The sequence below is a fragment of the Chania multitudinisentens RB-25 genome (genome assembly GCF_000520015.2).
Lineage (GTDB): Bacteria > Pseudomonadota > Gammaproteobacteria > Enterobacterales > Enterobacteriaceae > Chania > Chania multitudinisentens.
This window is the reverse complement of record NZ_CP007044.2, coordinates 2,090,336-2,114,489: the sequence shown is the minus strand read 5'-3', so window position 1 is coordinate 2,114,489 and position 24,154 is coordinate 2,090,336. Positions and strand designations below refer to the sequence as shown.

25 protein-coding genes, 1 tRNA gene and 1 pseudogene are annotated in these 24,154 nt (G+C 49.7%); 7 read left to right on the top strand and 20 right to left on the bottom strand.

Going from position 1 to position 24,154, the window contains the following annotated elements; all coding sequences use genetic code 11:
* From ssnA to Z042_RS09360, 3 genes are all read left to right on the top strand, one after another.
* Entirely contained in the window at nt 1-1,329 is a 1,329-nt protein-coding gene (ssnA, locus tag Z042_RS09370) for a putative aminohydrolase SsnA (protein ID WP_024910057.1), read from the top strand.
* Between the two features lie 587 nt (nt 1,330-1,916).
* Nucleotides 1,917-2,495 carry an ATP-dependent Clp protease proteolytic subunit gene (locus Z042_RS09365; RefSeq protein ID WP_024910056.1) on the top strand — a complete coding sequence of 193 codons (579 nt, stop codon included), beginning with the start codon at nt 1,917-1,919 and terminating at the stop codon, nt 2,493-2,495.
* Nucleotides 2,496-3,485: 990 nt separating this feature from the next.
* The gene (locus Z042_RS09360) at nt 3,486-4,904 is read left to right on the top strand and encodes a nucleobase:cation symporter-2 family protein (RefSeq protein WP_154666931.1); all 1,419 of its coding nucleotides are present in this window, start codon (nt 3,486-3,488) and stop codon (nt 4,902-4,904) included.
* Between the two features lie 386 nt (nt 4,905-5,290).
* On the opposite strand, the gene Z042_RS09355 is transcribed toward Z042_RS09360, so the two are convergent.
* The 5 genes from Z042_RS09355 to Z042_RS26560 all read right to left on the bottom strand — a co-directional run bounded on the left by Z042_RS09355 (nt 5,291) and on the right by Z042_RS26560 (nt 7,776).
* Entirely contained in the window at nt 5,291-6,103 is an 813-nt protein-coding gene (locus tag Z042_RS09355; protein ID WP_024910054.1) for a Do family serine endopeptidase, read from the bottom strand.
* Nucleotides 6,104-6,240: 137 nt separating this feature from the next.
* On the bottom strand, nt 6,241-6,426 hold the full coding sequence (locus tag Z042_RS26850; RefSeq protein ID WP_071882813.1) for an HNH endonuclease: 186 nt from the start codon (nt 6,424-6,426) through the stop codon (nt 6,241-6,243).
* Nucleotides 6,427-6,993: 567 nt separating this feature from the next.
* Nucleotides 6,994-7,410, bottom strand: a complete 417-nt coding sequence (locus Z042_RS09350; protein WP_024910053.1) for a putative T6SS immunity periplasmic lipoprotein — start codon at nt 7,408-7,410, stop codon at nt 6,994-6,996.
* Between the two features lie 4 nt (nt 7,411-7,414).
* On the bottom strand, nt 7,415-7,582 hold the full coding sequence (locus Z042_RS26565; protein WP_236849243.1) for a hypothetical protein: 168 nt from the start codon (nt 7,580-7,582) through the stop codon (nt 7,415-7,417).
* 11 nt (nt 7,583-7,593) lie between these two features.
* The gene (locus tag Z042_RS26560; protein WP_236849242.1) at nt 7,594-7,776 is read right to left on the bottom strand and encodes a hypothetical protein; all 183 of its coding nucleotides are present in this window, start codon (nt 7,774-7,776) and stop codon (nt 7,594-7,596) included.
* A 477-nt stretch (nt 7,777-8,253) separates the two neighbouring features.
* Between Z042_RS26560 and Z042_RS09345 the strand changes: the two genes are divergently transcribed.
* The gene (locus Z042_RS09345; protein WP_024910052.1) at nt 8,254-8,703 is read left to right on the top strand and encodes an STM2901 family protein; all 450 of its coding nucleotides are present in this window, start codon (nt 8,254-8,256) and stop codon (nt 8,701-8,703) included.
* Nucleotides 8,694-9,041, top strand: a complete 348-nt coding sequence (locus tag Z042_RS09340) for a DUF1493 family protein (RefSeq protein WP_024910051.1) — start codon at nt 8,694-8,696, stop codon at nt 9,039-9,041. Before Z042_RS09345 ends, Z042_RS09340 begins: the two co-directional genes overlap by 10 nt.
* A gap of 181 nt (nt 9,042-9,222) precedes the next feature.
* Here Z042_RS09340 and Z042_RS26550 read toward each other — a convergent pair.
* The 9 genes and pseudogenes from Z042_RS26550 to xerD form a co-directional block, all read right to left on the bottom strand.
* Nucleotides 9,223-9,369: pseudogene (locus Z042_RS26550) on the bottom strand (Arm DNA-binding domain-containing protein); the annotation flags it as partial.
* Nucleotides 9,370-9,722: 353 nt separating this feature from the next.
* On the bottom strand, nt 9,723-10,097 hold the full coding sequence (locus Z042_RS09330; protein WP_024910049.1) for a type II toxin-antitoxin system death-on-curing family toxin: 375 nt from the start codon (nt 10,095-10,097) through the stop codon (nt 9,723-9,725).
* Complete coding sequence (locus Z042_RS09325) at nt 10,094-10,315, bottom strand: type II toxin-antitoxin system Phd/YefM family antitoxin (RefSeq protein ID WP_024910048.1); 222 nt, start codon at nt 10,313-10,315, stop codon at nt 10,094-10,096. Before Z042_RS09325 ends, Z042_RS09330 begins: the two co-directional genes overlap by 4 nt.
* Nucleotides 10,316-10,689: 374 nt before the next feature.
* A tRNA-Gly gene (locus Z042_RS09320) sits at nt 10,690-10,763 on the bottom strand.
* Nucleotides 10,764-10,928: 165 nt separating this feature from the next.
* Nucleotides 10,929-12,446: a lysine--tRNA ligase gene (gene lysS, locus Z042_RS09315; protein ID WP_024910047.1), complete on the bottom strand. Its 1,518-nt coding sequence runs from the start codon at nt 12,444-12,446 to the stop codon at nt 10,929-10,931.
* 9 nt (nt 12,447-12,455) lie between these two features.
* Nucleotides 12,456-13,554, bottom strand: a protein-coding gene (prfB, locus tag Z042_RS09310) for a peptide chain release factor 2 (RefSeq protein ID WP_154666930.1) whose coding sequence is annotated in 2 segments (ribosomal slippage) — nt 12,456-13,478 and nt 13,480-13,554 — 1,098 coding nt in all. Because the reading frame shifts where the segments join, the coding sequence is not laid out codon by codon here.
* Nucleotides 13,555-13,725: 171 nt separating this feature from the next.
* A complete protein-coding gene (gene recJ / locus Z042_RS09305; RefSeq protein ID WP_024910045.1) occupies nt 13,726-15,462 on the bottom strand; it encodes a single-stranded-DNA-specific exonuclease RecJ in 1,737 nt (578 codons plus the stop codon).
* Between the two features lie 6 nt (nt 15,463-15,468).
* Nucleotides 15,469-16,182: a bifunctional protein-disulfide isomerase/oxidoreductase DsbC gene (gene dsbC, locus Z042_RS09300; RefSeq protein ID WP_024910044.1), complete on the bottom strand. Its 714-nt coding sequence runs from the start codon at nt 16,180-16,182 to the stop codon at nt 15,469-15,471.
* Between the two features lie 27 nt (nt 16,183-16,209).
* Entirely contained in the window at nt 16,210-17,109 is a 900-nt protein-coding gene (xerD, locus tag Z042_RS09295) for a site-specific tyrosine recombinase XerD (protein WP_024910043.1), read from the bottom strand.
* Between the two features lie 150 nt (nt 17,110-17,259).
* Here xerD and fldB point away from each other — a divergent pair, with 150 nt between their 5' ends.
* Nucleotides 17,260-17,778 carry a flavodoxin FldB gene (gene fldB, locus Z042_RS09290; RefSeq protein WP_024910042.1) on the top strand — a complete coding sequence of 173 codons (519 nt, stop codon included), beginning with the start codon at nt 17,260-17,262 and terminating at the stop codon, nt 17,776-17,778.
* 34 nt (nt 17,779-17,812) lie between these two features.
* On the opposite strand, the gene creD is transcribed toward fldB, so the two are convergent.
* The 5 genes from creD to sdhE all read right to left on the bottom strand — a co-directional run bounded on the left by creD (nt 17,813) and on the right by sdhE (nt 22,101).
* Nucleotides 17,813-19,237, bottom strand: a complete 1,425-nt coding sequence (creD, locus tag Z042_RS09285; RefSeq protein ID WP_024910041.1) for a cell envelope integrity protein CreD — start codon at nt 19,235-19,237, stop codon at nt 17,813-17,815.
* Between the two features lie 84 nt (nt 19,238-19,321).
* Nucleotides 19,322-20,740 (bottom strand): two-component system sensor histidine kinase CreC, encoded by a 1,419-nt coding sequence (gene creC / locus Z042_RS09280; RefSeq protein WP_024910040.1) that lies wholly within the window; start codon nt 20,738-20,740, stop codon nt 19,322-19,324.
* Complete coding sequence (creB, locus tag Z042_RS09275) at nt 20,737-21,432, bottom strand: two-component system response regulator CreB (RefSeq protein ID WP_024910039.1); 696 nt, start codon at nt 21,430-21,432, stop codon at nt 20,737-20,739. Before creB ends, creC begins: the two co-directional genes overlap by 4 nt.
* Entirely contained in the window at nt 21,429-21,854 is a 426-nt protein-coding gene (locus Z042_RS09270) for a protein YgfX (RefSeq protein ID WP_024910038.1), read from the bottom strand. The genes creB and Z042_RS09270 overlap by 4 nt, the downstream gene beginning before the upstream one ends.
* Nucleotides 21,835-22,101 (bottom strand): FAD assembly factor SdhE, encoded by a 267-nt coding sequence (gene sdhE, locus Z042_RS09265; protein ID WP_024910037.1) that lies wholly within the window; start codon nt 22,099-22,101, stop codon nt 21,835-21,837. The genes Z042_RS09270 and sdhE overlap by 20 nt, the downstream gene beginning before the upstream one ends.
* Nucleotides 22,102-22,478: 377 nt before the next feature.
* On the opposite strand from sdhE, the gene ygfZ reads away from it, so the two are divergent.
* Complete coding sequence (gene ygfZ, locus Z042_RS09260) at nt 22,479-23,471, top strand: tRNA-modifying protein YgfZ (protein ID WP_024910036.1); 993 nt, start codon at nt 22,479-22,481, stop codon at nt 23,469-23,471.
* Between the two features lie 44 nt (nt 23,472-23,515).
* On the opposite strand, the gene Z042_RS09255 is transcribed toward ygfZ, so the two are convergent.
* Entirely contained in the window at nt 23,516-24,013 is a 498-nt protein-coding gene (locus tag Z042_RS09255) for a DUF2165 family protein (protein ID WP_024910035.1), read from the bottom strand.
* Nucleotides 24,014-24,154: the final 141 nt, after the last annotated feature.

The following is a 24,154-nucleotide window of genomic DNA, read 5'->3' as shown; positions in this document are numbered from 1 at the left end:
ATGTTGATACTGAAGAATGCCACGCTGGTACAGTTTGAACCCGCCAGCGTGAGCGAAGGGCAGGATATCGCCATCGAAGGTGCGCTGATAAAAGAAGTCGGCAGTCATTTAAGCGCCAGATACCCGCAGGCGGCGGTGAAGGAGATGCAGGGAAAGCTGGTGATGCCGGGCATCGTTTGCGCGCATAACCACTTCTACTCCGGCCTGGCGCGCGGCATCATGGCCAATATCAAGCCCAGCCCGGATTTTATCTCGACGCTGAAAAACCTGTGGTGGCGGCTGGATCGGGCGCTGGATGAAGAATCACTCTACTACAGCGGCTTGATCTGTTCGCTTGAGGCGATCAAGAGCGGTTGTACGGCGGTTATCGATCATCATGCATCGCCCAACTATATCCGTGGCTCACTGAATACCCTGCGCCAGGGGTTTCTCAAGGCTGGGCTGCGCGGTATGACCTGTTATGAAACCACCGATCGTAACGGTGGTCTGCGTGAACTGCGCGAGGGCGTTGAAGAGAATATCGATTTTGCCAACCAGATCGATGCTGCCAAAACGGGGGGCCGTGTGCCCTACCTGGTTGAGGCGCACATCGGCGCACATGCCCCGTTTACCGTACCAGATGAAGGGCTCTCAATGCTTGCCGAAGCGCTGCGGGCCACCGGGCGCGGCCTGCATATCCACGCAGCCGAGGACCGCTATGATGTTTCTCACAGCCACGATAAATATGGGCTGGACCTGATTGAACGTCTGGATAAATTTGGCTTGATTGATGAAAAAACGCTGGTGGCGCACGGGCTGTATCTCTCGGATAAGGATATTGAGATTATCAACCGGCACCGGGCTTTTCTGGTGCATAACCCGCGTTCCAATATGAACAACCATGTGGGTTATAACCAGCGGCTTGGCGGCTACAATCATCTGGCACTGGGCACGGATGGGATCGGGGCGGATATGTTTGAAGAGATGAAGTTTGCCTTCTTCAAACACCGTGATGCCGGGGGGCCGCTGTGGCCAGACAGCTTCCTGCGTTTCCTGCATGCGGGCAATGAGCTGCTGGCGCGCAACTTTGGCGCACAGTTTGGCCGCTTGCAGGCGGGTTACAAAGCAGACTTTACCATTTGTGATTACGCCTCTCCCACGCCGCTGGTGGCAGAGAATATTGGCGGACATTTGGCCTTTGGCATGAGCGCTAACAGCGTACATTCCGTGATGGTGGAAGGGCGCATGGTATATGAAGCTCGCCAGTTCCCGTTTGAAGTTGAGTCGATCTATGCGGAAGCCAGCCGCAGCGCCATGCGGCTGTGGCAACGGATGGATGCGTTAAGTTAAACCGTTGCCTGTTCTTCCTGCAAAGTGTAAACCCCGGTTCTTGCACCGGGGTTTCAAATTGCTGCCAAAGTCTTTTCCTCTTCCATATCAGTGTAGTAGGATACCCTTGTAGCTTCTTTCCACTGATTCTCATACTCACCGGCGATAAACCGCCGTTGTATTTATGAAGGCGGATTTTCAGCAAGCGGCACAGCAGCACCACTGGCTATTTCTTTTTCAGCCGTGTGCTCAACGCACAGACTTGACGGGGATTTCGCTCATCAACACGGCGGCCTGCTTTAAAATTTCTTTTTCTCTCTCCAGACGCAGCACCTGTTTCTCCAGTTCCTGAATGCAACGCTGGCCTGGAGCCAACGCTATGCCGGCAGGCGTGATGCCATGGGTTTCAGCTTCAGTTTGATATGTTTACGTTAGGCCATGTTCGATTACCTCAATTTTCTGTTGTAACATTAACAGGCTATTGAGATGTTCGGAATGACTGAGCTACTACAGTCATCCAGTTGAGTAGGATGCTGCACTAAAGATGGCTTCAACCACCGCCCCGAGCTTGATGGTGAGGGCGGCTCATAAAATAGACGAGGTATTAGATGGAAGAAAAAACGGAAGTAAGTCCTCTTCAACGCGATGGTTTTTTGGATGAGAGAACCTTCAAGTCGCGAACTATCCTGCTGTTTGGGCAAATCAATGACACGGTGGCCTACAATGTCGTCAAGCAACTGGTGGCGCTGTCCGACGAGTCTTCCGATCCGATTAATTTCCTGATTTGTTCACCTGGCGGTCATGTAGAGTCGGGGGATGTGATCCACGATGTCGTCCGCTTTATTAATGCTCCGGTCAATATGATCGGCAGCGGTTGGGTAGGGAGCGCTGCGGTTAATGTGTTCTTGGCGGTCCCCAAGGAACGCCGCTTCTGTTTGACCAATACCCGTTTTCTAATCCACCAACCTAGCGGGGGGATTGGCGGCCAAGCCACCGATGTCGCACTTCAGGCCAGAGAAATTATCCGGATTAGGGAAAGGATTGCTGCCTTGATCGCCAGGCAAACCGGGCAGAAGCTGGAAAAAGTTTTGCACGACATTGAGCGTGACTTTTGGATGCCGGCGGCAGAGGCGATCGAATATGGGCTAGTGTCAAAATCCATTGTGAGTAACAAGGAAATAACCTGAACATTGCGGAAAAAAGTAGCTCATGATGTTTATTGGAGCAGATAAAACAGGGGCGTTAATGAAAGAGATAACGCCATTTTAGTCTTTATCTTCGCTGGATATCAGAGTGGGCACCATTATCAATGTGGAAGAAAGTCTGTAGCGGCTCAGTAAAACCAGTAAACCTACCTGGAAGATGACGATAGGCCTGGGATCTGAATTGTAGTGGCTCAGTACATCACCAGAAGCATTGCTAAAGATAATGGTGTTCTCTGAAATCTCTCATGAGACAACGTGTGTTTAGCGACCGAAACGTCGCGGGCTCTCATCTCTGTTTTCCTTCATCGTCAGCTTTGGCATCAATCTCAAACCCCGGTTCTTGCACCGGGTTTTTTTATATACCTTAAATAAGTAGAGCCACATCCAGGTGGCAAATAAACCAATAACGATGCCGTTGCAAGTAGGCGCGGTGGTATATCTGCTCCAACTCTCAAATTGAGACGATAATCCATGCGGATTGAGACGTAACATAACCATATTGGTAATTTTATTCGTCACCTTGACCAAGAAAGGTGCAATTATTTTCTATTCATGTTGTTTTTATTAAACATAAAATTAACCATATTTAAACTTATGGGATTTCCTCTGTGATGCTTTTCTCATTTAACCGTATTCAATAAAAAGATTATCTGCCGGATATAAATTTTTGCACATAATATGCATATATTTTCCCGGGTCTAAAAATAACCCGTTGTGATTCTTGTGGCTAATCCATGAGAGTGTCATTTATTGATGAGAATGCTACAGCTCAATGTAGGTTCTCATCCAATGATCCTTTCTGTAAGCGATATGGCCGCTGAGGGTGGCGACGGGATGATGGCCTTCAACAATCGTCAAAGATCAGATGTTCATGCGGTACATCAATAGCCAGGGGGTTGCAGAATTATTGCCCCCTAAGTCGTAGCCATCAGGTTTTACAACCTGAATCAGGCGGTACAGGAGTGATGTTTCATGACCAACATTAATGATATTTCGCCTGACGAAGAGATCGATAGAAAGATTGATAAGGTTGAAGAGATTTTACCAATTACGCACCTTTTTACTCTGGGATTGCAGCATGTCCTGGTGATGTATGCGGGTGCCGTTGCCGTACCGCTGGTGATTGGCGGCAGCCTTGGGCTGGATAAGCAGCAGATCGCCTATCTGATCAGCTCAGATCTGTTCTGCTGCGGTATCGTTACGCTGCTACAGTGCGTGGGGATTGGCCGTTTTGCCGGTATTCGCCTGCCGGTGATTATGTCCGTCACCTTCGCTGCGGTAACGCCGATGCTGGCCATTGGTGCCAACCCCGATATTGGCTTAACCGGTATCTTTGGCGCAACCATTGCGGCCGGCGTGATCACCACACTGCTGGTGCCGTTGATTGGTCGCCTGATGCCGTTGTTCCCAACGCTAGTGACCGGGATCGTAATTACCTCTATTGGCCTCAGCATTATGCAAGTGGGGATCGATTGGGCGGCAGGCGGGAAAGGAAACCCCAATTACGGCGACCCGGCCTATATTGGCGTATCGCTGGTAGTGCTGATTTTCATTTTACTGATTACGCGTTTCTGTAAAGGTTTTATTTCCAATATCTCCGTGCTGCTGGGGATTGGCTTTGGCTTTATTCTGGCGCTATTGATGGGGGAAGTCAGTTTTTCTGGATTAGAAAATGCCGACTGGTTTGCGATGGTCAGGCCCTTTGCCTTTGGCTGGCCAACCTTCGATCCCGCATCAATTATTACGCTGACAATCGTCATGCTGATCGTATTTATTGAATCAATGGGGATGTTTCTGGCCCTGGGGGAAATTGTCGGGCGCCCAACGACCAAGCAGGATATCGTGCGCGGGCTGCGGGTTGACGGTATTGGCACCATCATTGGCGGTATCTTTAATACGTTCCCGCACACTTCCTTTTCCCAGAATATCGGGCTGGTCAGCGTTACCCGGGTGTCAAGCCGCTGGGTGTGCGTTATGTCTGGCGTCATACTGGTGCTGTTTGGCCTGATCCCGAAAATGTCTATTCTGGTCGCCTCGATTCCACAGTTTGTCTTGGGGGGAGCGGGGATCGTGATGTTCGGTATGGTGTTGGCAACCGGGATCAGGATATTAGCCAGAGTCAACTACAGCACCAATCGCTATAACCCCTACATTGTCGCGATCAGCCTGGGGGTTGGTATGATCCCGATCGTTGCCGGTAATTTCTTTCACCATATGCCGTCTTACCTGCAACCACTGCTGCACAGCGGGATCCTGCTTTCCTCTGTCTCTGCTGTTCTGCTTAACCTGTATTTCAATGGTTATCATCCAGAGAAAAAGCCGGATGAGGACGATGTGGCGAACGCTGAAGATGTAGAAGAAGGAGGTGAACAGGTGAAAACCGGTGCCTGAATCGGAGAGGAGGCAGCCCTGCCCAGCGAAGCGCGTTAAAATAACTCGCCACTGGTCAGGGCTTTCGCGTTTATTCATCAGGCACCGCTACGAATACAGCTTATATAGATAGAACTTACTAAATACTTACCAAGTAAGGCTTCGTCAGCATACGGGAAAACTGGTTGAGATCGGCTTTGGTTTTAAGGCCTTTGCCCAATTAGGTAGCAAGTGCCTTAAGTTTCTTTTCGTCCATAATGTGCCTGTTTACGTTGTTAGAAAACACATATCACCCTGCCAGCGTACTGCTCACAGGGTGGGGTGACCATCTCATTAACAGGAAATTATGCAATCTCTTTTGCAGCCTACTTGGTAATCACAAGTACATCTCCTGGCCCAAGTTTTCGCTACGCCGCCCCTCCTTTTACTGGTAGGGCCCTAACGTCAATGTTCATGATTTTCCCTTCCCGGTACACACGAGCGGTATGCACAGGAACGTTAACACCGCAGAAGTCAGGGCTGTTATCTATTGTGCATTGCTGCCCATTGTACTCAAGCAAAATATCATTTTCTCTTAAATTAAACTCTTTTTCTGCCTGGCTACCGTTAGCAACCGCACGGATAAATACACCGTAATTGAGGCCCACTATTTTTTTCTGCTCGGCTGATAATTCTTGATAAAAGGCACCAAACGATTTATTCAGATCCAACTTGATAAAATAATATGAATGGAAGTTATAATAATTAACGTTCACTTGCTCGTAACGTTCCTCATTACGCATAGCATACTGAGGCTGCCCGTTATTATCATAATAAATGCCGTCTACGACTTGCTCATAATAAGTACGAGTTTGATTTTCAGCATAGGAAAAACCAGAACTCCCCCAATAAGCCAGGCAAGCTGACAGCTTCAACGCCAAGCCTGTTACATCGTTCTTGGTAAATGCATTGGACGTTCCCTCTCCATGGGACTGCCCAATAAGAATATAACCTTGTCTGTACGCACCTGTACGTAACTTTTTGATATCATTAAATTGTTCTGCATTCAGTGTATGAACAGCAAGTTCCTGATAGGAACAAGGAATGTAGTTTTCCGCAGCTTTAATTTCGGTAACATTTTTCCCTTCATAATATTTCGCAAAATTACCGCCATTACCATAGAGTGCTGCACACCCCGAAAGTAATGGCATGGTGATTAAGAACCCTAATATTTTATACATTTAAATTCCTTGTATTTTTCGTTATCCCTTGTTTCAACTCAACTTTATACCCGTCATACTCCAAGTTGCAGGTGTATCGGTTGTCCTCGCTTACTCCAGTCACTTACCGGAGTAAGTTCCTGAGGATTGCCATCCTACTATTCCCTGACAAGCCGTACTATACGCTGGTAGAGATCTTCAACAAATGTATCTTTATTCATGGCATAGTGCAGCGCTCGATAGCAGCTGGAGCATAATACAACAGTATTTTTAGCAGTATCAAAACCACCGTTTGCCAGGTATTTAATGTGATGCACTTCAATATATGGGCAGTCATTAGCCATTATGAAAGGTGTTTCTGCTGTGTAACTCTCACACTTGCCTTGAGATGCTCAGTCACAACCACTAACCTACCCCCAGGATTAGATGCAAATGTCAGTTAGTAATAACGGTTTTGCCGATCATGACCTATTTATGTACTCAAAAATATACTTAAATTTCGTGGCAGTTGTCGGTTTTCAAAAGAAAAGGTAGCGATATGGCTTTAACTTCCCGTACAACCTTAACAGCTCCCGCCAATGATATCTTACCCGCAGGACATTTTTGTCCTCTGGTACATACAGGATAAACCCGCATCATGGGCGGTTGCTAGATCGTCAACTCGCAGTAACGAAATAGATCTTCCTTCTGAACAGCGGCATGTGATTTCTAGATGTACATCTCTAAGAGAAAACTCGGACTAATAGCAACTTATACAGAATGAATCGTGACTCCATCGTTTGAAAGCGTTTTTTCTTACCGTTTATTTCTCTCTATATAAGTAAAGGTATGTTGGTTCAATTTGTAAAGGTGGGTTATTTTATATGACTTTATTTTCAAAAAACTGGAAAACCGGGTTTCCCCGGTTATAGTCAGTAAAGTGTATTAGCTTCAAGCTTCCCATTATTCTCCCACAAGGTAAAATCAACACCATATATTCGGCTTGCGGGAATAACACCGTTCTTTTTCTTATCAGGTGACTCAAGAATAACAGAATAATTATACGCTTTGCCTACTTCGAAAAGATAACCAAAATTTGGGAGACACTTATCAGATGATACTGTCAGAGCATCATCATAATAAAATCTTTCCAATTTATTATTAGGCTTTCCAACTTCTTCAATAATAAGACTGATGAGCTTCTCATCACCTTCCGGTTGAATCATAACGCATACATTATCGGCGATGGTTGTTACGGAGGCTCTATAATGCTTTGCTCGTGTGTCTCCAATATGAAAACAACCAACCAACAATGAAGTAAACACACCAACAAGAATAATCCTTTTCATAGTTTTACCTCTGTTTTAGAAACTGAGAGAGTGTATATTCATATTTTCCGGCAATATTTTTATCAGATATACCGCGAAAGTTAATCGTTGGCCCGATAGCTCTCAACCAAGCGGCATAGTCTTGTTTTTTCAGGAAGAAGTAATCGGCAATGATAGAGACTTGTTGTTCCATTGGGTAATCTTTTAATAGTCTTTTATCATCAAGCCGATACTATTATCTTGCAGTCCAAATGGTAAATAACTATCGCAATGAACAAAAACAGAGCCATAGTTAATTGAATTACCAAATACTCCGCGTGATAAAACTGTCTCACCAAATGTCAGAGGTCGTTTTATCCCTTCTTTTACATCCTTTTCCTCTCCCACGACAAAATCTCCTTGTGAGTCTTTCTGTTACCAAGGAAAATCATAATAATGCTTAAGCAAAAATTTACTATCGGAATAAGCCTTAGTTCAATAGCCAATATGATGGTCTGAGTGGCTTCATGTTCCCATGCACGTAGGGTATTCACTCATGTTTGATTTTGTTCATTGAGTAAAATTTTTTGCCGGTGAAGGGAGTAGAACGCCAACATTTAAAGCCAGTAAATACGGCGATCTATGAGTTTATAAAAATGAAACTATACACATTTGTTCTCGCTTGCTGCGAATTTGTGCATTTTTCACTCATATAGAGATCGGCTCTGGCAGCTCACCATCAGTGATGATCACCCACCAACCAAGCAAACCTTCTCATTCAACAAGCTCGATTCCGCAGATGAGTGGATTTCAGATTCCAAGAACCATTGAAACCTTGTGTGCAGTTGGCTATGTTACACCCAAGCCAATCGACAAGGAAAAGTGATGGATACGGTCGAGGAACTAGGTGGGAAATATTTTTATAAAGGGATGCATAACCTAAGTGCTGGGGAATTGTTCTTTTGGGTTTTTGTTGAAGAAGCCCAAAAGCAGTTAGGGGTTAGTGATGTTATTGCTTTAGCGTTGGTTATTTTGGGCCAACCACTTAAGAGCACAAGGCGGAAGCCAGCAGGAACAACAAAGGGTACAAGCATTCTTAGTGAGAATCTTCGACGCTGGATCAATATAGAAACCGGAATGCAACTACCAACGCTCACAAATGCATCTATCAAAAAACGGAAATTCAGCTACGTGACCAATCTTGGCGCTTTTTCTGGACGGTGGATACCTATTTTAGGTATAGCTTTCATCGCTAATGATGTGTCCACAATCGCATGGAAAACGATCAAAACCTATAACCTCATCGCCAGAAATGGAGATCAACTATGGGGCTAGATGACAAAGCGCAAGAGGTTTTTGAATGGTATGATGCGAAATGGAACCTTCCCACCCCATTCAGCAAGAAACGACCATTAACAATAGAGATCAGCCTGTCTACAGGTAAATACCCCTGGGCAAGAGAAGAAGGTGACCGCATCATGAATGAGTTCTTCGACAAGTTTAGAGTAGAACGTGCGGGATTCGATTTTCTAAAATACTGGCCATATGAAAAAGGGTTTATTCCTAACTTTCTTTTACCTAAATCACAGCGGGTTTACTATATTGAGCCAGAACCATTAACTATTGCTATGTTAATCGAATCCGCCAAGGCTGGCCGCTGGCTCTATGATTGACAAGGGCCGGGATTTCTCCCGGCCCGAGACTGTAATTTAAATTGTGTAATTGCCTGCTTAGATAGTGGCACAAGATGGGGGCGACGCATTTTCATTTTACTTGCGGGTATTTCCCAAAGTGCTTTATCGAAATCAAATTCACCCCACTCCGCCTGCCGTAATTCACCTGGTCGAGTTCCTGCTTCTCTTTGCCTGCAACACGATACTTCAACCACCAATAACGGGAGCCATTGATATTGACCAACAAGAACAACCCTCCGCCATCAGAAAGCTTATAGGGTTTATCTTTTGGCTCTGCAGCCTCTAGCTGTCGGGCATTCAGTTTCATTGGGGGTGTTTTTCCATGGGGTATTTTTGATACCTCCATATTTCCCCCCAACTGGTAGTAGATTTCAATAGATGTATATAGACCTCAGAATAACCAAAACTCTCTGAGAATGCCGTATTTACTGGGGAAAGTAGACTTTATGAGAGGAGAAAATAACTTAGAGTGGAGCGGTGAATGGAGTAGAACGCCAGCATTTAAAGCCAGTAAATACGGAACCCTATGAGTTTATAAAAATGAAACTACACACATTTGTTCTCGCTTGCCGCGATTGCGAGTAATTTTTAACCATATAGGGAGCGGTGCTGGTGGAGGGCCGCCAGTGACGACAACCCACCGGCCAGAAAAAACACTTCTCATTCGGCAAGCTCGCGTAAGCTTTGCGCTAATTGTATCGGAGTAAGTTCACCAGTAGCGGCCTGGACGGTCAGTTCTTCAAGCGTGTTACCCTCATCGCGGATTAGCACACCGTTACGCCTTAGAAACGCCATGGTGGTAAAGAATGCCGTTCGCTTGTTGTCATCATTGAAGATATGCCCGCGCGCGATAGCAACCCAATAGGCAGCCGCCAAGTCAAACACATCATTCACACCTTCATAGTGAGCAAAATTGTGAACCCGATGAATAATGGCCTCTGCCCTGCCCGCATCTGGCATACCTGCCACACCGGGATAAAGCTGCAAAATCCTGTCGTGGAATATGACTATTTCACTGGCGTTCACCCACTTCATCTATCAGTCAAAACCTCAACCGTCCGCCCGTGGCGCTGCATAAGGCTGTCGAATTCGGCATCAAGTTTTGCCTTTTGGTATGCCTCAAACTCGGCCTTGCTGATCACTATGGCGGCAGAACCATCACGACGAGTAATTTCTACCGGTTCCCCGCTGGTGGCTGCGTCAAGAACTGCTGAAATATTGGCGCGCGCCTGTGTAGACGTGTAAACGAGCATAATCCCTCCTATGTGATGTACATTTCAAACGTACACCTTAAGTGTACGCAAGGTAATCAGAGGATGGGCGCGTTTGAATACCAACATATCCATATAATCGGCATACCACTGAAGCATTTCCCGGCGACCAACTTAACGATCAAGCTGCCGATCTAGGTGTTGAAGGTACGGAAAAAGTCGGGCAGTTCAGCCACCGACAAAATCAAGGTCTGTGAGGGGCATTGTGTATAGCACCGGAGAAGATCCAACGTCCTATACACACAGATGTATAGATTTTGGTAGATACGGGTAGACCTTGGGATAACGAGATTTCGCTGGAAGGCTTGATTTTACTGGGTTTAGTAGGCTTTGGTAGACGTTGGGAAAAGTGTGTTTGGAGCGGGTGAAGGGAATCGAACCCTCGTATGCAGCTTGGGAAGCTGCCGTTCTACCATTGAACTACACCCGCTTTGATGTGCGAGTGGCATTATAACTGGTTATACGCGCCGGGCAAGCGGAGAAAGTGTATAACTGCCGATGTTTTAAGCGGTTAGCAATAGCACTGCCCTTCTGTTCGCTACAAGTGAAAAAAACCGGCACAGTTGCCTGCACCGGTCGATTCATTTACGCCATGTTATTTAGCCGGGCGCATCGCCGGGAATAAAATCACATCACGGATAGTATGGCTGTTGGTCAACAGCATCACCATACGATCAATACCGATTCCCAAGCCTGCGGTTGGCGGCAGGCCGTGCTCCAACGCGGTCACGTAGTCTTCGTCATAGAACATGGCTTCATCGTCGCCAGCATCTTTCGCCGCTACCTGGTCAGCAAAACGCTGTGCCTGATCTTCTGCGTCATTCAGCTCAGAAAAGCCGTTGCCGATTTCACGGCCGCCGATAAAGAACTCGAAGCGATCGGTAATTTCCGGGTTCTCATCATTGCGGCGCGCCAACGGGGAAACTTCCGCCGGGTATTCGGTAATAAAGGTAGGTTGAATCAGATGGCTTTCTGCTGTTTCTTCGAAAATCTCGGTGACGACGCGGCCCAAGCCCCAGCTCTTTTCAACCTTGATACCTATAGATTCGGCAATCGCTACCGCTTTAGCCATATCGTTCAAATCGGCCAAGTCGGTTTCAGGGCGATACTTTTTAATCGCCTCTCGCATGGTCAGCTTTTCAAACGGCTTGCCGAAATCGAACACCTCATCGCCATACTGTACTTGGGTATTGCCCAGCACATCCTGCGCCAGCGTGCGGAACAAAGATTCGGTCAGTTCGATCAGATCTTTATAATCCGCATACGCCATATAGAGTTCCATCATGGTGAACTCTGGGTTATGGCGCGGAGAAACACCTTCGTTACGGAAGTTACGGTTGATTTCAAACACGCGTTCAAAACCGCCGACCACCAGACGTTTCAGATACAGCTCTGGCGCAATACGCAGGTACATATCAATATCCAGCGCATTGTGATGAGTGACAAACGGGCGGGCCGAAGCGCCACCGGGGATCACCTGCATCATTGGGGTTTCGACTTCCATAAAGCCTCTGCCCACCATGAAGTTGCGGATCGCCGCCATCACCTGAGAACGAATTTTAAAGGTATTGCGTGATTCTTCGTTGGCGATCAGATCCAGATAGCGCTGACGATAGCGGGTTTCCTGATCGGCCAGGCCGTGGAATTTGTCCGGCAACGGACGCAGCGCCTTGGTTAGCAAACGCAGTTCGGTACAGTGAATCGACAACTCACCGGTCTTGGTCTTGAACAGTTTACCGCGCGCTCCAAGGATATCGCCCAGATCCCATTTTTTGAATTGCTCGTTGTAAACACCTTCAGCCAGATCGTCGCGGGCAACATAAAGCTGAATACGGCCACCCACATCCTGCAAAGTGACAAAAGAAGCCTTGCCCATAATACGGCGAGTCATCATGCGGCCCGCTACGGTGACTTCAAGACCTAAAGCTTCCAACTCTTCGTGGTCTTTATTGTCATGGGCAGCGTGCAGTTGGTCAGACGTGGTATCACGGCGGAAATCATTTGGGAACGTAATGCCGTTCTCACGCAGCGCCGCCAGCTTTTCACGGCGGGACTGCAACTCGTTGTTGAGATCCAACGCCTGATCGGCGCTTTGTGTTTGTTGCTCAGACATTTCTGTTCCTCATAACCCGGCTTTCAAACTTGCTTCAATGAATTTATCCAGGTCGCCATCCAGTACGGCCTGCGTATTACGCGTTTCTACGTTGGTGCGCAAATCCTTGATACGGGAGTCATCCAGCACGTAAGAGCGGATCTGGCTGCCCCAGCCAATATCGGATTTGTTGTCTTCCATCATTTGCTTATCAGCATTTTTCTTTTGCATTTCATATTCATACAGCTTAGCACGCAGCTGTTTGAAGGCCTGATCTTTGTTCTTATGCTGAGAGCGATCGTTCTGACATTGCACCACAATGTTGGTTGGCAAGTGGGTAATACGTACCGCCGATTCGGTTTTGTTCACGTGCTGGCCACCCGCGCCAGAAGCACGGTACACATCAATACGCAGATCGGCCGGGTTGATGTCGATGTCGATATCGTCATCCACTTCCGGGTAAATAAAGACAGAGCTAAAAGAAGTGTGGCGGCGGCCACCGGAATCAAATGGGCTCTTGCGTACCAGGCGATGCACGCCGGTTTCTGTACGTAACCAGCCAAAGGCGTAGTCGCCGATAATTTTGATGGTGGCTGATTTCAGGCCCGCAACGTCACCGTCAGACTCTTCGATCACTTCCGTTTTGAAACCTTTCGACTCGGCCCAACGCAGGTACATCCGCAACAGCATGCTGGCCCAATCCTGCGCTTCGGTGCCGCCGGAACCGGCCTGGATATCCAGGTAACAATCTGCGCTGTCGTATTCACCAGAGAACATGCGGCGGAATTCCAGTTGCTCCAGCTTGGCAGCCAGTTGATCGAGTTCAACCACGGCTTCATTGAAGGTTTCTTCGTCTTCCACTTCAACTGCCAATTCCAGCAGGCCAGAAACATCTTCACAGCCTTGTTCCATCTGATCGATGGTTTCAACAATGGCTTCCAGAGCCGAACGTTCTTTGCCCAGCGCCTGCGCGCGCTCAGGCTCGTTCCAAACGTCTGGCTGTTCCAGTTCAGCGTTGACTTCTTCTAGGCGTTCTTTCTTGGCATCGTAGTCAAAGATACCCCCTAAGAACGGCGGTGCGCTCAGACAGATCCTGAATGCGGTTTTTTACCGGGTTAATTTCAAACATGATTTTTAGCGTTCTTACGTTGATGTCGTCGATGGCGAAATGCCATTGGAACCGATAATTCTAGCGGATCACGCCGCCAGTTTATAGACCCTTCTTACTTGAAGTTGCAGGGGTTGGCTGCCACGCCAACCACTTTAGCTATACCGTTTGCAGGGCGCTCCTATTTACCGGCTAACAAGGCCAAAGGTGCTGAACCAGCAACTGTACGGTGCGGTTGCCACGAAATTCATTAACATCCAGCCGATACGCCAGTTCAACTTCCTTCACACTATTGTCGGGCCACTGGGTGATGTCGACGTTGAAAGCAATTGCATCAAGCAACGGTGGATTGACACCGAGCGGTTCCACCATCAGTTTCAGGTGCTTTTCCCCTACCAGCCGTTGCTGCCGGATACGGAATTTGCCGTCAAAAATGGGTTCTGGGAACGCCTGCCCCCATGGCCCGCCGTCGCGCAATAGTTCCGCCGTAGGCAATGTCAGTTCCTCAACGCTCAATTCACCATCGGACCAGATTACCCCTTCCAGCATCGCCGGATCGAGCCATTCGCCCACCAGATCGCCAAAACGCTGACGAAACTCATCAAATTTAGCTTCTTCGAGCGATAACCCCGCCGCCATCGCATGGCCACCAAACTTCATCATCAGCCCTGGATTCAGGGTATCGAGCCGCTCCAATGCATCACGCATGTGCAACCCGGCTACCGAACGGCCTGAGCCTTTCAGAATGCCGTCTCCCGCTGGAGCAAAAGCAATGACCGGGCGGTGAAAGCGCTCTTTGATGCGTGAAGCCAAAATCCCGACCACACCCTGATGCCATTCTGGATGGTACATCGCCAACCCATAAGGCAATGCGGTGGTGGTGCGTTCCAGTTGATCGCACAGTTGCAGCGCCTCAACCTGCATCCCCTGTTCGATCTCACGCCGGGTCTGATTCAACGCGTCGAGATCGTTAGCCAACATACGCGCCTGAGCGATATCGTCGCTCAGCAGCAAAGCGACTCCGATCGACATATCGTCCAACCGCCCCGCCGCATTCAGCCGTGGGCCCAAGGCAAAACCCAGATCGCTGGCCGCCAGCTGGCGTGCATCACGGTTTGCCACTTCCAGCAGAGCGCGGATGCCGGGCCGGCATTTCCCAGCGCGAATGCGGTTCAACCCCTGATACACCAGAATGCGGTTATTGGTATCCAGCGGCACCACGTCGGCCACCGTACCCAATGCCACCAAATCCAGCAGTTCTGCCAGATTGGGCATGGTCAGTGTGCGTTGTTCAAACCAGCCGCTGTCGCGCAGCCGAGCGCGCAGCGCCAGCATCAGATAAAACGCGACACCTACACCGGCTAAGGATTTGGACGGAAAATCACAATCACGCAGATTGGGGTTAACGATGGCTTCCGCCGCTGGCAGGGTTTCACCCGGCAGATGGTGATCGGTGACCAGCACCTGCATCCCCTTGGCATGTGCCAGTTCAACACCCGCATGGGAAGAAATGCCGTTATCCACGGTGACGATCAGTTCAGCGCCGCGCACGGCCACCTGCTCTACCACTTCCGGGCTCAGACCGTAACCATCTTCAAAACGATTCGGCACCAGATAGTCAACGTGATTGCAGCCCATGCTGCGCAATGCCAGCACCGTTAATGCGGTACTGGTGGCACCGTCGGCATCGAAATCCCCCACGACCATAATGCGCTGGCGATCGATCAATGCCTGCTGCAAGATCGCTACGGCAGCATCAATGCCGTCTAACCGTTGCCAAGGCAGCATCCCTTTGACGCTGCGCTCCAGCTCCTGCTCACCCCGCACACCGCGTAAGGCATATAAACGGCGTAACAACGCTGGCAAACTAGCTGGCAAAAGACTGGCGTCCGCCGCTGCTCGGCGGCGTAATTGAGTTTTGATGATCACTGAGACTTATTTCGTTGCGTCTTGAGCTTGATGTGCATCCAGCATCGCGGCCATTTCTTTCGGGCCCTGATAGCCTGGGATCATCCTGCCGTCCTGCATAATAATGGCTGGAGTACCCTGAATACCAAACAGCAGGCCCAAAGCATAATGCTTACTGATGTCAGTTTTACAGGTTGCCGGAGACACAGCATCGCCTTTTATCGCCGCATCAAAGGCTTTGGCCTTATCAGCAGAACACCAGATGGACTGCATGTCTTTCTCTGCCTGTGAATTCAGCCCCTGACGCGGGAATGCCAGATAACGCACGGTAATCCCCAGCTCATTGTACTCTTTCATCTGTTGGTGCAGTTTGTGGCAGTAGCCACAGGTGATATCAGTAAACACCGTAATGACGTGTTTTTCTTGCGCCGCTTTGTAGACGATCATCTGATCTTGCAGCGCTTCCAGCTTGGTGAATAACAGTTGATTGGTGATATTAACGGGCTGCTTGCCACTGACATCGTACAAAGGCCCTTGCAGAATATGTTTGCCATCTTCGGAGATATACAGCACCCCACTCTCGGTCAACACGGTCTTCAAACCAGCCACTGGTGAAGGTTGTATATCGGCCTGTTGAATACCCAGGCTACCGAGTGCTTTTTGGATTGCTGCATCATCAGCATGCACCGTACCGGTCACCGACGCCACCAGCAGAGAAAGCAACATTAAACCTTTTTTCATTCTTCCAATCCTTTCAAACCCCGTGCGCTATGCACGCGGGTGATGCTGTTGATGTAGCTGTTTCAGCCGTTCAGTTGCTACATGTGTATAAATTTGCGTGGTCGAGAGATCACTATGCCCCAATAACATCTGTACGACACGCAGATCGGCACCGTGGTTCAGTAAATGGGTAGCGAAAGCATGGCGCAGCACATGCGGCGACAAACGCTCGCTGTCGATACCCGCCAGGATCGCATAGTGTTTGATCCGATGCCAGAACGTCTGCCGGGTCATTTGCTGGCTGCGGTTGCTGGGGAATAATACATCCAGTGATTGCCCATTCACCATCCATGGGCGGCCATATTCCAGATAATTCTCGAGCCAGTACACCGCTTCTTCCCCCAGCGGAACCAAACGCTCTTTATTGCCCTTACCGATCACCCGCACCACACCCTGCCGTAAGCTGACATCGCTGACATTCAGCCCCACCAGCTCCGATACGCGCAGGCCGGTAGCATACAGCACTTCCAGCATCGCTTTGTCGCGTAATTCCAGCGGTTGATCAACACAGGGAGCCTGGAGCAGCGCTTCAACCTGCGCTTCGCTTAAATCTTTCGGCAACCGCTGGGGTAATTTAGGCGAGGCCAGCAGCGTGGTTGGATCGTCCACCCGCAGCTTTTCGCGGTAAAAATACTGGAATAAGCGGCGCATGGCACTCAGCAAGCGAGCGGAACTGGTGGCTTTGTATCCCCCTTCGATCCGTTCGGCAAGAAATGCCTGCAAATCCAGCGCTTCAGCCTGTAGCAGGCTGCTGCCCTGCTGTTCCAACCAACCCGTTAGCGCCTGTAAATCCAGCCGGTAAGACACCAGCGTGTTCTCCGCCAGATTGCGTTCGAGCCACAGCGCATCCAGAAATTGCTCAATCAGCGCATGTTCTTGCTGTTGCATGTGGTCCTCTCTGTTTATAACTTCTGTACCTGCATCTTCCAGGCATTGATGAACCATAGCCAACCGGCGGGTCGTGACATTATGCCTTACGCCACGGTAAATCGAGTATACTCGCTGCAATTCCGCACACAGTAATATAACGGTTTAAACATGAAGATTGGTCTGTTTTACGGCTCCAGCACCTGCTACACCGAGATGGCCGCAGAAAAAATCCGTGAGATTCTGGGCGAAGATCTGGTCGATCTGCACAACCTGAAAGACGTTTCCCCCAAGCTGATGGAAGATTACTCCGTCCTGATCCTTGGTATCCCTACCTGGGATTTCGGCGAACTGCAAGAGGATTGGGAGGCCATCTGGCCGCAGCTGTCTGAGCTTGACCTGAACGGCAAGATTGTTGCTATGTATGGGATGGGCGATCAGCTAGGCTACGGGGAATGGTTTCTGGATGCGTTAGGGTTGCTGCACGACTGTTTAGCCCCACTTGGCGTACAGTTCATCGGTTTCTGGCCGACCGAAGGGTTTGAATTCACCAGCCCAAAACCCCTCAGTGCCGATGGCAAACATTTTGTTGGCCTGGCGTTGGATGAGGTGAATCAGTACGACATGAGCGAAGAGCGGCTGCAACAGTGGTGCGAACAGATCCTGTTGGAAATGGAGCCGCTGCTTTAAGAGCATTGGGCGCTTATCGCGCCCAAAATAGATTTTACTTCCACAATCTGAAACGGCTTTCGCCATTGCTGACCGGTGTTTCACCCGCTTCTGCCGTAGCTTCCACAGTGGTTTCTGCTGTGATTTCCGCCGTCGCTACGTTCTCTTTCAATCGCACGGCATCAGCCACTTGGTACCAATCCAGTTTACGCGTCAGCAACATAATACCAGCCAGAATCACGAACAATAGTACCGATCCCAACACCAGCGCGTTATCTTCCGATTGCAACAGCAGATACAACACGCCATACAGCAGCAATAGACTCACGGCAAACAGCGCACCCCATAGCTTGCCGCGCAGCACCGCGCTGAGATAGAAGGCAATCAAACTGCTGCAAGCCAGGCTGGCCAGCAGATAAGCCACGTCAAAACCAAGGTGTTCCGAGAAAGCCAGCAAAATCAGGTAGAACAGCACCAGCGCCGCACCAACCAGCAGGTATTGAATCGGGTGCACCCGCAGCCCAGTCAGGGTTTCAAACAGGAAGAACGCCATAAACGTCAACCCCAGAAACAATACCGCATACTTGACTGCGCGTTCGATCAGTTGGTAGTGATCCACCGGTTCAATCAGGCTGGTGGTGAAAGTGGGCAGTCTATCTTCATCGATGATGCCGTTATCATAAAGAAACGCACTGTTGATATTGTTGGCAAACCAGGTACTCCGCCAGCGGGCAGTGAAACCTTGCTCTGTGACTTTGCGCTCATCTGGCAGAAAATTGCCCAGGAAATTCGGATGTGGCCAGTTGCTCTCCAACACCAATTCAGAACTGCGCCCCAGCGGCACCAGAGACAGGCTGCTGGTGCCAGCCAGAGTAAGAGTGAAATTCGTTTCTAAACCGTCTTTTTGTAAAGATTCCAGCGCCAGCGGCGCATGAATCCCCTGAGAATACCCTTTCACCATCGTTCCTGGTTCAAACTTGGTCTGCGGCTGCACACCATTCAATGGTGAAATACTCTTGATGCCACGTGAATCACTCAATGACACCATCAGGAAAGGTTGACCAATCGTCACATTACTGTTGTGTAAATCTTCCAGCTCAGGCTGGGCAAATTTTACCTGAAACTTCAGCGGCCCTTGGTAAATCTGAGTCTGATAGATCCCCAGCTTACGCACTTCTACGTTCGGGTTGCCGTTGACCAGCAACGATTCCGGCAGCACAATCCGTTGATGCTGGCTGATCCGTACCTCGATCTCCCCTTTTTCATCTTTTCGCTCTTCCCGTAAGGTATAAGGAATAACGATCAGCGGCCCAAAAATTCGCTGTGCCCGGCTGGTGCTTTCACTCACTTGCCCAACCACACTCTGGCGATAACCACTGCGCTCCTGCACCACATTCATCAGTTGCCCCACGGGGATCATCATCAGAATCATCAATCCCAACAGGGTTGTTATTTTCCAAAACAATACCGATTTAAACATCGCTGCGTGCTCCTTGTAGGTAATGACGCAACAATAAAATCGGTAAGTGAAAACAGAATGTGGTTATGTGAAGGAAAGGTGAAGTTAGAGTGGTAAAGTGAAAATAGCCGCCACGCCGTGTGGTTGCAGGTTGTGCAGACGAATTGAACCACGGTGCAAACGCGCCACTTCCTGCACAAAATTCAGCCCCAAGCCGCTGCTTTTGGCTTTATCCGTGCGCGCCAGCGAATAGAAGCGTTCAAACACTTTATCCAGCGCGTAATCAGGGATGCCGCTACCGGTATCACTCACGGTGATCTGATAGTGATGCTCCAAACGTACACTCTCAATGCGGACAGTTCCGCCCACCGGCGTAAAATCGAGTGCGTTATCCAGCAGATTACTCAGCGCCTGATTCAACAGAAAGGCATCGCCAGTCAGGGTAGTTTCGGCCAAATTCCCCATCTGCATGGCTATCGTGCGCTGGGTGGCCTGCGCTTCTTTACCCGCAATAACCTGCCGCAACAAGGGCACCAGCGCCACCTGCGCCAGTTCCAGGCCCGGCCGGCTTTCCAGCCGTGCCTGAATCAGCAATTTATCGATCAGTTGCTGGATACGGGCACTCTGTTGTTCGATATTGGTCAGAAAACGTTTTGCTGTCACCGGTGGCGGCATTTCCTGCAACAGTTCTGCTGCGCCGCGGATCGCCGCCAGCGGGCTTTTCAGTTCATGCGTCAGGGTATGCACGTATTGCTCAATATACGCTTTGCCTTCCAGCTTCACGCGCATACTTTCCAACGCCTGTGCCAACTGTGCCAGCTCAACGCTGCCCATTTTTGGCAATGGAATGGCATCTCCCTGCGCCACCCCGTTGGCATAAAAAACCAAGCGGTTAATTGAACGGTTGATCCACCAGACAAACCCCAGCCCGATCGCCAGGGCGATCCCCAGCAACACGGCCCCCGCCAGCAAAATGCGCCGTTCGCTGCGCCGGATAACCGATGCCATCGCGCTATTTGGCTTGCCGACGCTCAATACGCCGATAATCTGCCCCTGCTCCACCACCGGCGCAGCAACGTACATCACCGAGCTGTTTTCGTCATCAGGAATACTGCGCGTACTGCGGGCGCCATATTGACCGCGCAGCGTCAGATACACATCGTTCCAACGCGAATAGTCTTGCCCCACCGCCTGACCGCTGGAATCAAAAATCACCTTACCGCGCCCATCGGTAAGATATACACGGTATTCATTGCGATCTTTACGGATACCAGCGATATTCGCGCCAATCGGCCGTTGATTGATCTGGGCGAAAGAGCGAGCCAACTGTCCATACGCTGCATCACCGTGCTTCATATCCAATCTTGCCACCTGCGCCAGCAGATTAGCGGTATCCACCAGAGTCCCCTCAGTGGCCCGCCGTACACCCGGCTTCACTTCCTGCACAAAGATGCTCAATACGAAATAACCGGCCACCGCCACGATCAGGAAATACCCCAGCAGCAGGTGCCAACCAATCCTCATGGCTGACGGCTCACGCTGTACCCCAATCCACGGTGGGTGTGGATCGGTGGTTCACTGGCATCAATCGCCCGTAATTTGGCGCGCAGCGTTTTAATATGGGTATCAACCGTGCGATCCAGGCTCTCTTCCGCCTGCGTCCAAACGCTGTCCATCAGTTGCTGGCGCGAGAATACCCTCCCAGGGGCCAGCAGCAGAGTTTTTAACAGCAGGAATTCATAGCGGGTCAACGGCAACGGTTGCTGGTGATAGCTAATCGAAGCGCCTGCTTCATCCAGAGCAAAAGCACCAAAACGATACACTGTTGGCTGTTGCAGGCGCTGCTGTTTGTGCAGGCGCCGCAGGATTGTTCTGACGCGGGCGCTGACTTCACGCGGGGAAAAAGGTTTAGCGACATAATCGTCAGCGCCCATTTCCAGCCCAATCAGGCGATCAACTTCATCACTGCGGGCAGTAAGAAACAGAATGGGTAAATCCGCTGCCTGCGCCAATAACCGGCGGCAAAGTTCAAAACCGTTGATATCAGGTAAACCAACATCAAGGATAGCCAGTGCCGGAGCTCCCTGTTGCAGCGCCAGCAAGGCCGGTTCACCGCGTTCGAACCAGCGCACCTGAAAACCTTCACTTTCCAGGGTGTAGATCAGCGTATCAGCAATGCTGGGTTCATCTTCCACCAGCCAGAGCAGCGGTTTCATGATGCATTTCCGTTTTCGTTAGAGGGGGAATACCGCAGCAACTGGCGTAGATGACGCCATTCCGCTTTGCTCAGGCAATCGGAAGCCAGCCATAATCTACAGCGTTTTTTGCCGTTAACCTGCTGCAACGTCAGCAAAATGCCCATCCCTATCATCCAGGGCTGTTTCAACATCAACCATTCCTGGTTACGCCACTCCACCCGCCGTTCCGCCAGCAACCGCAACTCTCCCTGCCTTGATGCGATGCGCTTCTGGCTACGAATGCATTCAAAAACCACCAGCGTCAACAAAACCAACCAAATAGGCCCATAACCTTCCGGCCAAGGTGAAATCAGGATCAGTAATATCAGTACACCATGGGTCAACAACGAGATTAACTGGGTTCGCCAGGAAATGCGGACATCACAACGCCACTGGGCCACGGTCTTTATTTCGCGTTTGGATCAGGGAAACCATTCTCTGCAATTCTTTGTCCTGCGGAGCACCATGATTCATCAGCCAGTTGAACAAGTCGGGATCATCACTTGCAAGCAAACGGATAAACAGCGCCTTGTCTTCGTCACTCAACGTATCGTACTCATGCTCAAAAAACGGCATGATCGAAATATCCAACTCACGCATTCCTCGGCGGCAGGCCCAGTGAATACGGGCTTTGTTATTAATATCCATGTTGTTATCGCTAACCTCTTTTCAACGTGGCAAACCAACACTCTGTATGGCAACACGCACGCAATATAATTCCATCAGCCGACAAAGAGTTACCATTGCCCTGAGTATTAAGAGCCTATTGGACAAGTTCCCAAGTATACAGGGTAACAATTTGACATACTCGCAGAAAAAGCCGTTCTCCGATCTAACGCGCAAAATGTTAAAATAAAGCATCAAAGAATTTACACGATGGATTTTCAAGAGGCAGGCAGGTGGCAACAGAGTCCCTTCGAGTCATTCAGCCACGATAGATATAATAACGGTTTGCAAAGCCTGCCAGCTCTTTTACCATGCTGTTAACCCTTTCAGGCCAACTGAATATGAAGCAGGAACCCATTATGGCATTCAATATTCCCTTTCCATCCCGTCAACCTTCTGCCTCCTCCCATTTGCCACTGACCCTGATCTCATTGGAAGATTGGGCGTTAGTTACAATCAATGGGCCGGATACCGTGAAATACCTGCAGGGCCAGGTGACGGCCGATATCGACCAGCTAGCCGCCGCACAACACGTACTGTGCGGCCATTGCGATGCCAAGGGCAAAATGTGGAGCAATCTGCGCCTGTTCCACTATGGTGAAGGCCTTGCCTATCTGGAACGCCGCAGCGTACAGAGCAGCCAATTGGCAGAAATCAAAAAATATGCCGTATTTTCCAAAGTGACCATTGCTGCACAGGATGATGCGGTTCTGCTGGGGGTGGCGGGTTCCCAAGCACGTACAGCCCTGGCGACTATCTTTGCGACCTTGCCCGATGCAGAACACCAAGTGGTGCAGGATGGCGCTACCACCTTGTTGCATTTTGCGCTGCCCGCAGAGCGCTTTTTGTTGATCACCACCGCAGAAGCAGCCGAACATTTGGTCAGCAGGCTCAATGGGCAGGCGGAACTGAACGATAGCCGCCAGTGGCTAGCGCTGGAGATTGAGGCTGGTTACCCGGTTATTGATGCCGCCAACAGCGCACAGTTAGTGCCGCAGGCTACCAATTTGCAGGCGTTGGCAGGCATCAGTTTCAGCAAAGGCTGTTATACCGGGCAGGAAATGGTTGCACGCGCCAAATTCCGCGGGGCCAACAAACGTGCCCTGTACTGGCTGGAAGGCAAAGCGGATCGAGTACCGCAAGCGGGAGAAGATCTGGAACTGCAACTGGGCGAGAATTGGCGGCGTACTGGTACGATCCTGGCAGCAAGTGCGCTGAATGACGGCACCCTGTGGGTGCAGGCGGTTCTGAACAACGATCTGGATGCCAACAGCGTACTGCGTGTGCGAGAAGATGCGGGTAGTCAGCTTGCCATCAAAGCTCTGCCGTACTCACTGGCAGAAGATAAGTAATCAATCTGGCAGTGGGCTATATGTCCACTGCCTTTTATCTACGGTTATTCATCCAGTTCACCGTCGCGCTGCACCAGATAGATCAGCACTAACAAAATGGTGATAAAAAAACGAAAAGCGCTGGGTACGCCATTCCATTGACTCGACATCCACATGCCAAACCATTCCCCACCAATCGACATAAAACCAACTTGCCAAGTGAGAAACCCCAACGTCAACCCGGCAACCGCCAGCGTTTTCTTCCGGTTAAAAGCCGCTGCGGGCAATTTCAGGCCACACAATAAACCTAGCGCGCCAAGCCAGCACAACACCGCAGTCAGGATTTCCAGTGCAATAATGCCTATATAGCCGGCATGATGCAGCCAAGGAGAATAGATAGCGCGGTAAGCGATTTTGGCATCGGGGAATATGGTGTCCATCAGAAAAACATGGCGTACAAAAACGAAATTGGTAGCGTAATCAGTCATATTGCCGAAGGCGACTAACGAGGTAAACAATGCGATAGCACAAACAAGCAGTGCTTTGGATAAACGAACAATCATCATGATGAGTTCTCCCTGCCGTACGTCAGAACCGCCTGCGAACCGCAATTAGCATTATGGTCATAAACCAGAGAAATGATAGGTAGCGCGAACTTCGGCATTAACCACCGCTTACTGGATACGCTGATTTTTGACACAAAA